Origin of the sequence: Rhizobium sp. BK312 (genome assembly GCF_014193605.1) — a bacterium.
Classification (GTDB): domain Bacteria; phylum Pseudomonadota; class Alphaproteobacteria; order Rhizobiales; family Rhizobiaceae; genus Rhizobium.
This window is the reverse complement of sequence record NZ_JACHZP010000012.1, coordinates 1-15,731: the sequence shown is the minus strand read 5'-3', so window position 1 is coordinate 15,731 and position 15,731 is coordinate 1. Positions and strand designations below refer to the sequence as shown.

The window sequence follows — 15,731 nt, the reverse complement described above, 5'->3', positions numbered from 1 at the left end:
CCGTTAAATCTTTCAGATGTCGCGCCTGGCATGCGGGTGAGGAACGACATTGCCGCACACAGTTTTTGGTCTTGGAATTTCTACCTCAATTTGTAGGAGCGCGCGCCTGTGCCGGCAAGACCACCGCCGTCGACAAAGAGATACTCCTCGCGAATAGGCTTCCCGCCAAAATAGTCCTGCAATATTTCAAGCGTGCCTCATTGAGATCGATCGCCCCGGGCAGCTGCCGCGAGGCAATCGATTAAAAGCCGCGATCACTCATTCTCCGGAACAGGGCGGCCGGATCGCTCCTCTTCGAGCGTAACAGCGATATCGGCATTGGCGGAAAGGCGAACCTTATCGCCTTCGACACCGGCAACGAAACCGAGTTCGATATAATGATGATGCCGGCCCTTGTGAAACGCATCGCCGCTGTCGCTCTTGATGAGCTTGATGCGATTGCCTTCGACGCGGTCGACAGTTCCGACGTGGACGCCATCAGCGCCGATCACTTCCATGCCCTCTTTGATCTTATGGTCCGTCACGTTTCTTCTCCTTTGCTGCTGAACTGGGACCCCAAGGCGACTGCGCTGGGATCAGCGATATGGTTGGCAAGGGTGGGCTACGCGGTCGACCGCGGCGCCTATTCGTCTTCGTCGTCCAGTATCTTGACGGCCTTGCCGTTGAAGGTGAGCCCATCTTTTCCGACCGAGAGCTTCACGGTCGAGTCATCGTGAACCTCTCCGCCCAGAAGCAGTTCGGCGAGCGGGTCCTGGACGTAACGCTGGATGGCCCGTTTCAGCGGGCGCGCCCCAAAGGCCGGGTCCCACCCCTTTTCGGCAAGCCAGTTCTGCGCCTTGGTATCGAGCGACAGGCTGATTTTTCGATCGCTGAGCAGCTTCTTGAGGCGTGCGAACTGAATGTCGACGATACGGCCCATCTCGGTCTTCTGGAGACGATGAAACAGGATGATCGCGTCGATGCGATTGAGGAATTCCGGACGGAAATGGACGCGAACCATTGCCATCACCTCTTCACGCACCACACTCGTCTTTTCACCCTCAGGCTGGTTGACGAGATATTCGGCGCCGATATTCGACGTCATGATGATCAGCGTGTTGCGGAAATCGACCGTCCGGCCCTGGCCGTCGGTTAGGCGCCCATCGTCAAGCACCTGCAGCAGGACGTTGAAGACATCCGGATGCGCCTTCTCGATCTCGTCGAAGAGAACGACCTGGTAAGGCCGCCGGCGGACGGCTTCGGTCAATACGCCGCCCTCATCATAGCCCACATAACCGGGAGGCGCGCCGATCAGCCGCGAAACCGAGTGTTTTTCCATGAATTCGGACATATCGATGCGAACCATCGCGGTTTCGTCATCGAAGAGAAATTCCGCAAGAGCCTTGGCGAGTTCGGTCTTGCCGACGCCGGTCGGCCCCAGGAACATGAAGGAGCCGATCGGACGATTGGGATCCTGCAGGCCGGCACGGGCACGGCGCACGGCGGTCGATACCGCGCGCACGGCCTGCGCTTGGCCGACGACCCGCTCGCCGAGCTTTTCCTCCATGTGGAGCAGCTTGTCCTTTTCACCCTCAAGCATCTTGGTGACCGGCACGCCGGTCCACCGCGATACGACCTGGGCGATGTTGTCGGCGGTTACTGTCTCGCTGATCGAAGAGGTTTCGTTTGCCTCGATCGCGGCAAGCTTCTTTTCCAGTTCCGGAATTGTGCTGTAAGAAAGCTCGCCCGCCCGTTGGAACTCGCCTTTGCGCTGGGCATTCGCAAGCTCGGTGCGATATTGCTCAAGCTCGCTCTTGATCTTCTGCGCATCGGAAAGCTTGCCCTTTTCCGCCTGCCATTTGGATGTCAGGTCGGCTGACCTTTTTTCCAGGTCGGCCAGCTCCTTTTCGAGCGCCTGGAGGCGGGCCTTCGATCCTTTGTCATTCTCCTTTTTCAGCGCCTCCTGCTCGATCTTCAGCCGAATGACATCGCGGTCGATTGTGTCCAGCTCTTCCGGTTTCGAATCAACCTGCATCTTCAGACGTGCGGCGGCTTCGTCGACGAGATCAATGGCTTTATCGGGCAAGAAGCGATCCGTGATGTATCGATTGGACAAGGTGGCCGCCGCCACCAGCGCCGCGTCCGAAATCCGCACGCCATGATGCAGCTCGTATTTCTCCTTCAGGCCGCGCAGGATCGAGATGGTATCCTCCACGCTCGGCTCCGGCACGAAGACCGGCTGGAAGCGCCGCGCCAGCGCCGGGTCCTTCTCGACATGCTTGCGGTATTCATCGAGCGTGGTCGCACCGACGCAGTGCAATTCACCACGCGCCAGCGCCGGCTTCAGCAGATTGGACGCGTCCATGGCGCCATCAGTCTTACCCGCACCGATCAGCGTATGCATTTCATCGATGAACAGGATAATGCCGCCTTCCGCAGACGTCACCTCCTGCAGTACGGCCTTCAGCCGCTCCTCGAACTCACCTCTGTACTTCGCCCCAGCAATCAGAGCGCCGAGGTCGAGCGCCAGAAGTTTCTTGTTATGCAGGCTTTCGGGCACATCGCCATTGACGATACGAAGCGCCAGCCCCTCGACGATCGCAGTCTTGCCGACACCTGGCTCGCCGATCAGGACAGGATTGTTCTTGGTCCGGCGCGACAGGACCTGAACCGTGCGCCGGATCTCCTCGTCGCGGCCGATCACGGGATCCAGCTTTCCGTCCCGTGCGGCCTTGGTAAGGTCGCGGGCGTATTTTTTCAACGCGTCGTAGGCATTCTCAGCCGAAGCATTGTCGGCGGTCCGCCCCTTGTGCAGCGCGCTGATCGCCGCCGTGATCGCCTGAAGATTCACCCCGGTATCGGACAGCACCTTGCCCGCATCACTGTTGCGATCCTCGACCAATGACTGGAACAGACGCTCCACGGTCACGAAGCTATCGCCGGCTTTTTCCGCGATCTTTTCCGAAGCGTCGAATATGCGGGCAAGTTCGGAAGCCATATAGACCTGCCCCGCTCCGGAGCCCGATACCTTCGGCAATTTTGCAAGCGCATCCTCGGTCGCGCCGAGAACGGTGCGGGAATTGCCGCCGGAACGATCGATCAGGCCGGAAACCAGACCTTCATTGTCGTCTAGCAAGACCTTCAGCACATGCAGGCTGTTAAATTGCGGGTTTCCGTCCCGCATGGCGAGCGATTGCGCCGACTGTATGAAGCCCTTCGCGCGGTCCGTGAATTTTTCGACGTTCATTTTGGCCACCTTCTGCAACGGTGATTGGACGGCTGAAACAAGTCAGCATCAGTTGTGCGAAGAAGTCTCGGCGGGCGCCGGCTGCCCGAAGCCGGGGGAGGCCGCCAGCGCGTCGCGCAGCGCCTGTTCCTTCGCGTGATCCAGCGATGTTCTAAGGACGGTTCCACCGGTGCCCTTGAGTTCGTCGAGAACCTTGTCGGCGGTCATCTTGCGGATCAGCAGGAACAGCGCCGCGTTCTCCGGCTTCAGATTTGTTGCAAGCTCCCTCATGAAGCCGTCGTTGATGCCGTAGTCGGTCAACGCGCCGCCAAGTGCACCCGAAGCGGCACCGATCGACGCGCCAAGGAGCGGCATGAGAAAAATGGACCCGATCAACAGTCCCCAGAAACCGCCGGAAATGGCGCCGACGGCCGTCGTGTTCATCAACTGAATGAGCTTGATCCTGCCATTGTCCTGTTTGACGGCGATCACGGCGTCGGAAAGCTCGATCAAATATTCCTTCTGAAGGTTCACGAGCTTCTGCCTTATGGCTTCGGCTTTGTCTTCGGTCGGGTAAACGATGACGATCAGATCGGACACAACTCTCTCCCTCGTTCCAAACCATTCCGCGCCGCGCACGGAACACTGGAGCAACCATCGTGCCAGATGCCAAAGTTATTGAAAATCAATAGCTTGATCGCCCGAAACAACGCTGGAGAAGACAATGTGTCGGCTTGGGCAGGACAAATTGTCTTTCGTCGCTGCCTATTGCCTAGACCGCCGGCGGGCCATACAGGACGTCAAGTGCCGCAAGCGCCGTCAGGATATAGGTCCCGTTTGAATCCATATCCTCGCCGGTTGAGAGATCGAGCTCTTTCCAGACGCCATCTAGATAGCCGGCCTGTCGTTCTGTGATCACCTTGTTGGCGATCTGGCCGATGGCGTCGAATTGCGCGAGATCGTAATTCAACCCGCGATCATCCAGAAAGAGGCCGTGCTGCTGCAGAAGATCGGCCATGGGCATGGATGTTTGCGTCAAATAGAAGAGCAGGTCATTTGCGTTCAGCGGCTGGTCCTGCGATTGCGGGATCAGTCCGGCTTCTTTGAGCTTTTGTGCCGAGGCTTGCATGTCTTTCGAAAGCTGTTCGGTCGATACGGCGGTCATTGCGGACCTCCAGGGTTCGGTTTTGCGTTGAATGTCACCACGCTGTCCGTCACACGGCTCGATTGGCGGGTCGCGAAACGACGCCGCAACAATCGTGCCACTTATCGTTTCCAAGCCTTTTCAATGGGTCGCAGCGGCAAGCGGCACCGGTTGCGGACAAATTGTCGTCCGATAGAAGACTATTTGTCCGCCGTCAGGTCTGTCTCAGGCGGCTTCCGGGAGCCAGACCGTAAAGGTCGTTCCCTCGCCGGGTTTGCTGGTGACTGCAATCGTGCCGCCCTGGCGCGTCACAAGCATCTGGCAGATGGAAAGGCCCAAACCTGTGCCTTCACGGCGCTTGGTCGTAAAAAACGCGTCGAAAATTCTGTTGACGACATCCGGTTCCATGCCACTGCCAGTGTCCGATACTTCGATCGTTATTCCTGGTGTGCGATCCGTCTCTGAATCGAATGTGCGCAGAACCAGCTTGCCGCCTTGAGGCATGGCATGGAACGCATTGACGATCAGATTGATCAATACTTGCTGAAGCTCGGTGCGAGGCATCGCGATGAGCCGGGACGCATGATCTTCCCGCTCTATCATTATGGTGGTTTTCTTCAGAAGGTGCCGTACGAGAGGTAAGGTGTCACCGATAATATCGGCGGGATTGTATCGCTCCAGAACCCCAGCATATTCCTGAGGCTTCGAAAATTTGAGGAGATTGGTGACCATCTCGCTGATGCGCATGAGTTGCTGGTCGATCAGCTTGAACTCGCCTCTGGCCTTGTCAGCCTCGTCTCCGACGATACTCTGAATGACTTCGAGATTACCTTGGATGACGGCAATGGGATTGTTGATCTCATGAGCGACGCCGGCCGTAATTTCACCGATCGCCGCGAGCTTCTCCGACATAATCAATTGTTTGGTTGTGGTTTCGAGCTGCTCGTTCGCCATTTGCAACGCGCGGGCTCGCTCTTCTACACGCTGATTGAGTTCCGTATTCCATAGCCGCAATTCCGCATCGCGCTCCTGAACCTGGTCAAGCAATCGATCCAATTCCGATGCGACCTGACCGATTTCGTCTTTCGTTTTCGGAAGGCCGGTTCGCGCTGTAAGGTCGCCCGTTTCGACGGCACTGATCGTCCGTGTCATGCGCTCCAGCGGTCGGAAGATGTTGGTTGTCCAGACAAGAAACAGGGGGACGGTCGCGGCGACCGCCACGCCGAAGGCGATGACGATCGCGATCAGCGTTTCTCGTTTCGCATCGGTAAACGGCTTTTGCAGGAAACCGACATAGAGCATTCCGACGCGACGATTGTAAGTATCCAGCAACGGTTGATAGGCCGAGATATACCAGTCATTGACGACAAAGGCCTGTTCTCTCCAGGTTTTCCCATATTTAAGGACCGCTTCGCCTACCTCCGGCGAAACCCGAGTTCCGATTGCACGCCTTCCTTCGAAAAGATTCACATTGGTACTGATCCGGACGTCCGAAAGGAACACGGTCGCAGTCCCGCGGCTGTCGGCGGGCAGGCTGGCTTCGTTGTAAATCAATCTGTTGATGGTATCGATAAACGAGGTGTTCTTGTTCAGAAGCACGCCGGCAACCAATGCGCCACGCTTCCCATCAGCCCAGGTCGCCTCAGTGGCGGAATGAAGAATAAGACCCCGGCGCTCCTGTTGGATAGCGGAATCCGAACCCGGTTGCACAAGCGCGATCCGGGCCTGCTCGGCAAGGTCCGGTGTCAGCGCGGAAAGTTCGTTCTGGTCAAAGACATCGAAACCGGCAGATGACGTGCCGTCAAGAGCCGCCTTGACGACGGGCCAGTCCCAGCGAGGTGACGCACTGGCAAGCGGACGACTGGTGGCAATGACATTGCCTGCACCATCGATAAGATAAAGGAAATCCAGGCCGCGATCATTCGCGGTCTCTTTCAGGAAAGCATCGAGATCGCCGGTAGAGACATGTCCACCAACGGTCAGATCCCGAAAGCGCGCGGATTGGCTGACTGCGGCAAGACGCTCTTCCGTGACCGCCAACATTCTGTCGATATAAAAATGGGCGATCGTCAGATCATCGTTGACCTTGGAGATCGCCAGCGCGTCAAATCGCTCGTTCCAGCGATAGATCGTAATACCCAGCAATATGGGCAGGATAACAAGCATCGGCACGAGCGCGATTGCCAGAAGGCGATAACGAACCGATGCCTTGCGGTTTGATATCTCGCTCGTTCCCTCACCCATTCCAGCTTACGCATTTCCGATCGATCGTCTTGCGAGAAATCCCGAGCCGTCGAGCGGCCTCTTCGCGATCGCCGCCAGCCTCTCTCAGCACAGCCAGAATATGACGCTTTTCAATTTCCGCCAAGCTCTGCCCACCGGCTCGTGCAGGGACCAAAGGAGACCTTTCCGCCTCCTCGGGAAAGCTCCCGAGGATAACGGCCCTTTCGATGAAATTTCGTAGCTCTCTTATGTTGCCTGGCCAATCATATCTCAAAAGATAGGATCGGACGTGTTCATCGATCTCCACTGCCGGCATACCGACCTGCTGTGCGACTTCGCGCATGAACAGCCCTGCCAGTTCCAAAACGTCATTGCCGCGGTCCTTCAACGGAGGCAGTTGAATCTGGACGATGTTGATGCGGTAATAAAGGTCTGCACGGAAGGTTCCTGTTGCAACCCGGCTCTCGAGATCGGCATTCGTTGCGAAGATAAACCTGGCGTCGAACGGAAACTCACGTTCCGAACCGATCGGTCGGACGCGCCGATCTTCCAGTACCCGCAGCAATTTGCTCTGGAGCAAGTAGGGCATCTCGGCGATTTCATCGAGGAAGATCGTGCCGCCTTGTGCGTGCAGGAACAGGCCCTCGCGCGTGCGGTTGGCGCCTGTAAACGCTCCCTTCAAATGGCCGAACAGTTCACTCTCGATCATGTCAGCCGGGATTGCCCCGCAATTGATCGGCACGAACAGCTTGTCGGCACGATCTGAAAGTGAGTGTATCGAACGGGCAGCGACTTCCTTGCCGGTCCCGGAGGGTCCAGTCAGCAGGACAGACGTTGATATCGGAGCAACACGGGCAATCATCGCCCGCACTTTCTCGATGGCAGGCGATTGCCCGACAATATTGTTTCGGAGATAGACCTGATGGGCCGAAAACTTCAGTTGATGCCGCAAAACGTCATTCTCGCGCTGCAACCGGCTGCGGTCGAGACAACGGGCGATCGAATTCAGTAACTGGTTCGACCGGAAAGGCTTCAGAACGAAATCGACCACGCCGACGCGCACCGCATTTATAGCCGTGTCGAGATCGGCATAAGCCGTCATGAGGATCACATCCGCAAGAAAGCCGGCGGCACGTTGCTCCGCCAGCCAGTCGAGGCCGTTCATATTCGGCATGATGTTGTCGAGGATCACGACATCGAAATGCTGCTGGTCGAGCTTTCGGGACGCTTCGGCCGCATTTGCAGCCTCTTCGATTATCTTGCAGCGCGGGCCAAGGGTCTTGAGCAGGAAGTTTCTCATGCCCGGTTCGTCATCGACGATAAGGATCGAAGCCTGAGCAAGCCATGGTCCGAATTCGGGATTTTTGACGCGTTCCGATCTATCGTTGGACGCTTCCTCAGACATCACCGCCACTCCTGGATGCTATTGTATCGACGATTGCGCATTGCCGTACTTTCTAAAGCATCTCGCCTCGGAGATGCTGTCAACAGTTTCAGCTGGTGCCTTAAGGCAATTTATCCTTCAGATGCGTTTGCAACTGCTCGAAGGCGCGCCGCATGCCGTGTAGCTGGTCGAGCAGATGCAGGATGACGTCGACCCCGGCATCGTTCGCACCCACCTTTTCCGTCAGGTCGCGAATAAGATGCACGCGGGCGATATCGGCATCGGAGAAACCCGGCCCGGACGGTGTGTCCCGCGGAATGACCCATTCCTGCTCGATCCATAGTTCCAGTGTTTTTACCTTGAGACCGGACTGAGTGAGGAACTCCTTCTTGGTGATGATCATGACCTGTCCTCGCGTGGGTTGAAGTCTCTTCCGCCCGTCCAGTTCGACACGAAGGTCTCAAGCTCTGGATCCGGGTGCTTGGGTAGGACAATCTTGAGCTTGACGAACTCGTCGCCATGCCCTCCTCCCCGCTGTGGAGCACCCTTGCCACGAAGGCGCAGCGTTGTACCCGTGTTCGATCCTTTTGGGATCGACATCGACACGTCGCCAGTGGGTGTCGGCACGCGTATCTTTCCGCCAAGCACGGCCTCGTTGAGCGAAATCGGCAACTCTATCGATATGTTGTCACCGTCGCGCTGGAAGCGGGGATCGGGTAGAACCTCGACCTTAATAAGGGCGTCGCCAGGTCCACCCTTCCCTGCGCCGGGAGCGCCTTTGCCCTTGAGACGAAGGATCTTGCCGTCGACGAGGCCCGCCGGAATGGTGACGTCAAGGGTACCTCCGCCTGGAAGCGTCAGACGCTTATTGGCACCGGTGATCGATTCAACGAACGATATGGGCAGCGTATAGTGCAAATCTTCGCCGCGGCGATTTGCCCGGCTGCGTTGACCACGTCTGAGCAATTCCGCGAAGGCATCGTCGGAATCCATGAAATCTGCAAATCCGGACGTATCCATGTAGGGGTGACCGCCATCGGATTGCGCAAAATCCCTGTAGTAGTGATGTTGCGGCCGTTCCGCACCGGTCTCATCGATCTCGCCGGCATCGAAGCGCTTCCGCTTGTCTGTATCACCGACAAGATCATAGGCGGCGGCAACCTCCTTGAACTTGTCTTCCGCAGATTTATCGCCGGGGTTCAGGTCAGGATGCAGCTTTTTTGCAAGCTTGCGATATGCGGACTGAATATCCGATGCGGAGGCGGTGGGACTGACCCCAAGAACCTCATAGGGATTTTTCACGTCTTACTCCGGATATAGTTGAGTTGAGCAATTATCGAGCGGGAGGCGTCTCGGACGTCCGAGCCCTTTGCGCGACGCGGGACAACGAATAAAGAAGAGCCGGCCACTGATCCCCACGGAGAAATCACCGCAAGTCCAGCCAGACGCTGCACCCTATGGCCGGCTCTTGCCGTGATCATGCGAGGGGCGATCGGGGGACGGATAGCCAAAGCTCCGCCCCCTCAATCTTAATTCGCTTTCTTCTGGTCGTCATCGAGTTCGGTGAATTCAGCATCGACGACATCATCATTGCCCGATGCCGGTGAAGCTGTTTCAGACTGCTGAGGTTGCGAATATATCGCCTCGGCCAGTTTCATGCTGGCCTGCTGAAGCGCATTGACCTTGGCTGTGATCGCGTCGCCATCATTGCCTTTCAATGCCTCACGGAGATTCGATACGGCGTCTTCAATCGTCCGGCGATCGGCATCTGCGAGCTTTGCGCCGTGCTCGGCCAGGGTTTTCTCCGTTTCGTGAATAAGGGCATCCCCTGCATTTTTGGCCTCGATGGTTTCGCGGCGCTTCTTGTCCTCGGTCGCGTGGGTTTCGGCATCCTTGACCATCCTCTCGATGTCGGCCTCGGAAAGGCCGCCGGAGGCTTGGATCTGGATGTTCTGTTCCTTGCCGGTCCCCTTATCCTTGGCTGAGACATTGACGATACCGTTGGCATCGATATCGAAAGTAACCTCGATCTGCGGGGTCCCGCGCGGCGCCGGCGGAATTCCCATGAGATCGAACTGGCCGAGGAGCTTGTTGTCGGCGGCGAGTTCTCGCTCACCTTGGAAGACGCGGATCGTTACGGCGTTCTGGTTGTCCTCGGCTGTGGAGAAGGTCTGGCTCTTGCGCGCGGGGACGGTCGTGTTGCGTTCGATGAGACGCGTAAAGACGCCGCCCAAGGTTTCCAGCCCGAGCGACAGAGGCGTGACGTCGAGAAGCAGGACGTCCTTGACGTCACCCTGTAATACACCCGCCTGGATCGCGGCACCGACGGCGACCACCTCATCAGGGTTCACGCCCTTGTGAGGCTCCTTGCCGAAGATCTTTTCCACGACCTCCTGGATTTTCGGCATTCTGGTCATGCCGCCCACCAGCACGACCTCGCTCACTTCCTTCGCCGTCAGACCGGCGTCTTTCAGGGCGCTGAGGCATGGTTCGATTGTCCGCTGCACCAAATCTTCAACCAGGGATTCAAACTTGGCGCGCGTAATTTTGACCTGCAGATGCTTCGGTCCGGTGGCGTCGGCGGTGATGAAAGGAAGGTTGATTTCGGTCTGAGTCGCTGTCGAAAGCTCGATCTTCGCCTTCTCGGCAGCCTCTTTCAGACGCTGCAGGGCCAGCTTGTCGGTCTTCAGGTCGATGCCTTGCTCTTTCTTGAACTCCGAGCAGAGATATTCGACAAGACGCATATCGAAGTCCTCACCACCCAGGAAGGTGTCGCCATTCGTCGACTTCACTTCGAAGACGCCATCCCCAATATCGAGGATGGAAATGTCGAAGGTGCCACCGCCAAGGTCATAGACGGCGATCTTAGCTTGCTTCTTCTTTTCAAGCCCATATGCCAGCGCTGCGGCTGTCGGCTCGTTGATGATACGCAGGACCTCAAGCCCCGCGATCTTGCCCGCATCCTTGGTGGCCTGCCGTTGCGCATCATTGAAATAGGCAGGAACCGTGATGACCGCCTGTGTCACCTTCTCCCCGAGGTTCGCTTCGGCGGTTTCCTTCATCTTCTGCAGGATGAAGGCGGAAATCTGGGACGGTGAGTAGGTCTTGCCTTCCGCTTCGACCCAGGCGTCACCATTGCCCGCCTTGACGATCTTATAAGGGACGAGGCCCTTATCCTTTTCGACCGTCGGGTCATCGTAACGACGGCCGATGAGACGCTTCACGGCGAAGATTGTGTTTGTGGGGTTGGTGACCGCTTGTCTGCGCGCAGGCTGGCCAACCAGGCGTTCGCCATCGCTGGTAAAAGCAACGATCGAGGGCGTCGTTCGCGCACCTTCCGAGTTCTCGATAATTCGCGTGTTCTTGCCGTCCATCACAGCAACGCAGGAGTTGGTCGTACCCAGATCGATTCCGATAACTTTACTCACCGTATTACTCCTCTGTTTTCTTCTCGGATTTGATGTTCGCGCCCCGCACAGCATCCGTCCGGGATCACCCCTGTGCCAGCTCGCACATGCCGCAATCCTTCAAGAAGCAACGGCGGTCATCCGGATCGGACCCCGCCGCCGTGAGGATACCGGGCGACGAACTGGTATTGCCGAAGAGAGGAGCAACAGCCGTGCCAGTTTTTGATATTCATGAATATCAATCGCTTAGAGGCGATTTGTCGAATTTCTCAGACAGGTTGTCCCGCGCCGATCGGACAAAATGTCCGGCACCACATCGAATTTTTATGGAAGGCTCCATCAAAATTGACAGATATGCCGTTGCATCGACTGGCCCGCAGCAGCGTCTTGCAGTCGCAGCTAATATACCACGCCTACATTGAATTGGAAAAGAGATCCGCTTCCGACTCGATGCCCCAGACGAACGGAAATGGATCTTGCAAACGTGCTCCCCGGCGTGGACATTTTGTCCAAAACCCCACCGACATAATGTCGTAAGTCAAACGCATCATAGCAATAGTCGATTGATTACGCCGATCTTTTAGAACTGGCACGACCGTTGCTTCAATGTCGTTGCAACTATTACGCTGCCCTTCACAAATGGTAAGCTTCGTCCCGGCAGCGGATTTGCATGGGTTTTGAATTGGGCTGCAGAGGAGATTGGTCGTGCAAGAATATGATCTTTACATCAACGAAAAAAAGCCTGCCATCGGACTCTACGTACGAACTGGAGCAAGTCTTCCAGATTTTGCTGACCCAAAGGAATGGATTTTTGATGGCACCGACGCAGCGGATCTCCTGCCGCCGAGTATCATCGAAGGGGTGGCCGCGGCCGGACATGCATTCCGTGACATGGATTAATGCCATTCGATCAGTTGATGTGATTTTGCTGGCGTCAACTTTTTCATAGGAGACGGCGGTGTCCACAGCGATTTCCAATCCGGGCATGCAGGGGCGGCATTCCGCCCGAACGGCCGTCTATGCAGCATTGGCCGGCAACATCGCCGTCGCAATAACGAAGCTCGCCGCAGCCGCCATGACCGGCAGCGCGGCGATGTTCAGTGAGGCTGTGCACTCAGTCGTCGACTGCGGCAATGAAGGTCTTATTCTCTACGGATACCGTCGTGCGGTACGAAGGCCAGACCTCGTCCATCCCTTCGGCTTCGGCCGTGAGCTATATTTCTGGAGCTTTATTGTCGCGTTGCTGCTGTTTGCGCTTGGCGCAGGTGTTTCGGCCTACCAAGGCATACGGCACGTGCTGGCTCCGCAACCACTCGAATATACGCAGATCAGCTACATCGTTCTGGCTCTTTCTTTTATGTTCGAGAGCGCGTCCTGGGTTGTCGGCTGGCGGGCCTTCGCAAAGGCACGCGGCAACCTCGGCTTCTGGAAAGCATTCCGCCAAAGCAAGGATCCACCTGCATTCATGGTGTTGTTCGAAGACAGTGCTGCTCTGATCGGCATTGCAATTGCCATGATCGGGATTGCCGCCGCCGAACAACTTCAAATGCCGGTACTGGACGGAGTAGCATCTATTCTGATCGGCATCGTTCTCGCGATAACGGCAATTCTTTTGGCGATCGAGAGCAAAAGCCTGCTAATAGGAGAACGGGCAACCCCGGCGCTGGTCGAGGCCATTTGCAATATTGCTCAGGAACAACATGGCGTTGTGCACGCAAACAGCGCACTGACGGCCCAGCTCGCTCCCGATCAGGCGATGGTGGCACTGAGTATTGAATTCGATCCTACATTATTCACCGAGCAGATTGAGGAATGCGTGGCTTTGATCGAGGAAAAGGTCCGCTTAGCACATCCAGACGTCGTTGCTTTGTTTGTCAAACCGCAGACGCTTGAGCAATTCGAAAGAGCTCGTAGGAAACGGTTCGGCAATTATCTATTTTCAGCCACGCCGCGATAGGAGTTGAGATGCCTCGATTGCCTTACCCCTAGATCGCCATCCGGAGTCTCATCTCTTTTCCAACTTGCTTATCCGACATCTTGTCCCCAGAGGTTCGGACAATATGGCCATGTCCCTCTTCGCCGCCGACGCAACATCCTGTTTTTACACATTATTCAAACTGGCACGTTCATTGCTTCCGACAGCTGTAGGGCTTGGAACGGCGAAACTCCCGGTCGCCAATCTCAAAGCAGATTGAAATCCTTGCGGTCCATTCGGACAAAGGAGGCTGCAAATGACATCGATCAGCGTGATTCCCGCCGAGCGGGAGAGATTTGCCAATGCGCACAAAAAATGGGGATGGTTCCTCCTTCTTGGTGTCGTCTTTATTGCCCTTGGCGCTATTGCTGCAGGCGACCTGTTCTATGCGACGATCGCCGCCGTCTTCTATGTCGGTATCCTTATGACTATGGCGGGGACATTGCAGGTCCTGCACGCGTTCCGCGTCAGGACGTGGGGCGGCTTTTTTCTCTGGCTCGCCAGCGGCCTGCTCTATGCGATAGCCGGTGCATGTGCCTTCTCCAATCCCGCGCTCACCTCCATGATCCTCACGCTACTCCTTGCCGTGTTGACCTTGTTGTCTGGTTCGCTCCGACTGCTTATCGGCATTTCCGCGAGGTCGACACAGGGCTGGGGGTGGATCATCGCATCCGGCGTGGTGACGGCTCTGGCGGGAGTGATTTTCCTGATCGGGTGGCCGGTCGACAGCATCTGGCTCCTCGGCATGCTCCTGGCGATCGACCTGATATTCCAGGGCATGACGTTGATCGGCTTTGCCTGTCAGCTCGGAACAATACCATGAGTTTCTCCCATGCTTGCATCCTAGACGCAGGCTTTGTTCCCAGCTTCCAGTGACAAATCGTGACAGGACATTGAGATGAGCAATGAGAAAAGACAGCCTCAGGAACAATCGACAAAAGCCGCCGAGGACCCGCACTCACCGGTCAAGCCTGCTGATAGAGACAAGACCCAGGGCGCCGGCGCGACTGACGATCCTCCGTCCGAAGCGGCCGCATCCGAGAGACTAGAGAGCTTGGAGGCAGAGAACAAAAGCCTTCAGGATCGCCTGCTCCGTGCTCTGGCGGAAACGGAAAATGTGCGCCGACGAGCTGAACGCGATGTGAACGATGCGCGGCAATATGCCGTCACCCAATTCGCACGCGACATGACAAAAGTGGCCGACTACCTCGGACGGGCGGTCAGCAGCATTCCGGAAGACATTCGTCGCCATGAAGGGCCTGTAAAGAGGTTGATAGAAGGTGTCGAGCTCACCGAGAAGGAGCTGCTGCGCTCGCTGGAAAAGCACGGTGTCACCAAACTTGATCCCGCCGGCAAGGCGTTTGATCCGAATCTTCACGAAGCAATGTTCGAAACGGAAGATCCGAGCATTCCCCACGGCACCGTCACAATGGTGGCCGAGCCAGGCTACGCTATAGGAACCCGCCCCCTCCGGCCGGCAAAGGTCGCAGTTTCCCGGGGTGGCCCACCACGCCCACCTCAAGGCTGACCGCTTGCAGACCGCTCGCCCGCCGCTCGCGTGAAGGAAGAACGATCAACAGGCAGCGGAAACTTATTTCATTTGATCAGGCCTCGCTACAATGACTATTGGTAATAAAATCGCTCCCGTACGCTTCCTGGTGTTCGCTGCCGTGCTGGTCCTTGCAGGGGTCATTGCGGAGGCTTTGCATGCCGAGTGGAACATCGCTCTTCTCATTGGATTCGATATTGCAACATGCGTTTTCATAGTCAGCACTTTTCCGCTACTCAACGACAGTCCTGAGGAAATCCGAGAGGCGGCGAAGCGCAACGATGCGAACCGGGCAGGCCTGCTGGCGATCACGGTCCTGCTTTGTCTTATCGTTTTGATTGCGATAGCCAGCCTCATCGCCAGACATGCCGCCCCGCAGTGGACAGATATCGCGCTGATCGTCCTCACCCTCATGCTGTCGTGGCTATTTGCGAATACGGTCTTCGCCATGCACTACACTCATCTTTTTTACTCGCAAGACCAAGGACAAGACCTGGGAGGTCTGGAGGTGCCCGACACGCCGAAGCCGGGCTATTGGGACATGTTTTATTTCAGCTTTACGCTAGGAATGACCTTTCAGACTTCGGATGTCACCGTGACGGGGCGGCACATGCGCAAAGTTGTTTTGCTGCAATGCCTGGCGGCGTTCGTCTTCAATATGGGTATCCTGGCCTTTACTATTAATGCATTAGGCAGCCTATGAAGAAACGTGTCATGCCTAAGTGACAGAGAGAACGATCACATAAGAAGGTTCTGTTGCAAACTTCCTGGTTACTGGTGGCATGGCATTGATCTCCGGAAGTCGCGGAGATTGGCAATGTTCAAAGGTCGGCATTTCGAGCAG

Annotated in this window: 14 protein-coding genes and 1 pseudogene; 5 read left to right on the top strand and 10 right to left on the bottom strand. The window is 56.6% G+C overall.

Features of this window, described 5'->3' with window-relative positions:
* Positions 1–80: 80 nt before the first annotated feature.
* The 10 genes and pseudogenes from FHT85_RS30675 to dnaK form a co-directional block, all read right to left on the bottom strand.
* A pseudogene (locus FHT85_RS30675) lies at positions 81–197 on the bottom strand (formate dehydrogenase); the annotation flags it as partial.
* A 57-nt stretch (positions 198–254) separates the two neighbouring features.
* A complete protein-coding gene (locus FHT85_RS26925; protein ID WP_112400213.1) occupies positions 255–497 on the bottom strand; it encodes a DUF2171 domain-containing protein in 243 nt (80 codons plus the stop codon).
* A gap of 125 nt (positions 498–622) precedes the next feature.
* Positions 623–3,226 carry an ATP-dependent chaperone ClpB gene (gene clpB / locus FHT85_RS26920; protein ID WP_112412863.1) on the bottom strand — a complete coding sequence of 868 codons (2,604 nt, stop codon included), beginning with the start codon at positions 3,224–3,226 and terminating at the stop codon, positions 623–625.
* Between the two features lie 48 nt (positions 3,227–3,274).
* A complete protein-coding gene (locus FHT85_RS26915; RefSeq protein WP_112400200.1) occupies positions 3,275–3,805 on the bottom strand; it encodes a DUF1269 domain-containing protein in 531 nt (176 codons plus the stop codon).
* A 172-nt stretch (positions 3,806–3,977) separates the two neighbouring features.
* Complete coding sequence (locus FHT85_RS26910; RefSeq protein WP_183774598.1) at positions 3,978–4,370, bottom strand: hypothetical protein; 393 nt, start codon at positions 4,368–4,370, stop codon at positions 3,978–3,980.
* 204 nt (positions 4,371–4,574) lie between these two features.
* The gene (locus FHT85_RS26905; RefSeq protein ID WP_112412862.1) at positions 4,575–6,593 is read right to left on the bottom strand and encodes a cache domain-containing protein; all 2,019 of its coding nucleotides are present in this window, start codon (positions 6,591–6,593) and stop codon (positions 4,575–4,577) included.
* Positions 6,586–7,977, bottom strand: a complete 1,392-nt coding sequence (locus tag FHT85_RS26900; protein ID WP_183774595.1) for a sigma-54 dependent transcriptional regulator — start codon at positions 7,975–7,977, stop codon at positions 6,586–6,588. Before FHT85_RS26900 ends, FHT85_RS26905 begins: the two co-directional genes overlap by 8 nt.
* Before the next feature lie 100 nt (positions 7,978–8,077).
* The gene (locus FHT85_RS26895; protein ID WP_210293906.1) at positions 8,078–8,359 is read right to left on the bottom strand and encodes a chaperone modulator CbpM; all 282 of its coding nucleotides are present in this window, start codon (positions 8,357–8,359) and stop codon (positions 8,078–8,080) included.
* Positions 8,356–9,258 carry a DnaJ C-terminal domain-containing protein gene (locus FHT85_RS26890; protein WP_112412860.1) on the bottom strand — a complete coding sequence of 301 codons (903 nt, stop codon included), beginning with the start codon at positions 9,256–9,258 and terminating at the stop codon, positions 8,356–8,358. Before FHT85_RS26890 ends, FHT85_RS26895 begins: the two co-directional genes overlap by 4 nt.
* Before the next feature lie 227 nt (positions 9,259–9,485).
* Positions 9,486–11,438 (bottom strand): molecular chaperone DnaK, encoded by a 1,953-nt coding sequence (dnaK, locus tag FHT85_RS26885; RefSeq protein WP_183774592.1) that lies wholly within the window; start codon positions 11,436–11,438, stop codon positions 9,486–9,488.
* A gap of 630 nt (positions 11,439–12,068) precedes the next feature.
* Here dnaK and FHT85_RS26880 point away from each other — a divergent pair.
* The 5 genes from FHT85_RS26880 (at position 12,069) to FHT85_RS26860 (ending at position 15,590) form a co-directional block, all read left to right on the top strand.
* On the top strand, positions 12,069–12,263 hold the full coding sequence (locus FHT85_RS26880; protein ID WP_112412858.1) for a hypothetical protein: 195 nt from the start codon (positions 12,069–12,071) through the stop codon (positions 12,261–12,263).
* A gap of 85 nt (positions 12,264–12,348) precedes the next feature.
* Positions 12,349–13,320: a cation diffusion facilitator family transporter gene (locus FHT85_RS26875; RefSeq protein ID WP_112412875.1), complete on the top strand. Its 972-nt coding sequence runs from the start codon at positions 12,349–12,351 to the stop codon at positions 13,318–13,320.
* A 274-nt stretch (positions 13,321–13,594) separates the two neighbouring features.
* A complete protein-coding gene (locus FHT85_RS26870) occupies positions 13,595–14,161 on the top strand; it encodes an HdeD family acid-resistance protein (protein WP_183774589.1) in 567 nt (188 codons plus the stop codon).
* Positions 14,162–14,236: 75 nt separating this feature from the next.
* Positions 14,237–14,866, top strand: coding sequence for a nucleotide exchange factor GrpE (gene grpE, locus FHT85_RS26865; protein WP_112412856.1), 630 nt, complete (start codon positions 14,237–14,239; stop codon positions 14,864–14,866).
* A 91-nt stretch (positions 14,867–14,957) separates the two neighbouring features.
* The gene (locus FHT85_RS26860; RefSeq protein ID WP_112412855.1) at positions 14,958–15,590 is read left to right on the top strand and encodes a DUF1345 domain-containing protein; all 633 of its coding nucleotides are present in this window, start codon (positions 14,958–14,960) and stop codon (positions 15,588–15,590) included.
* The last annotated feature ends 141 nt before the right edge of the window (positions 15,591–15,731 follow it).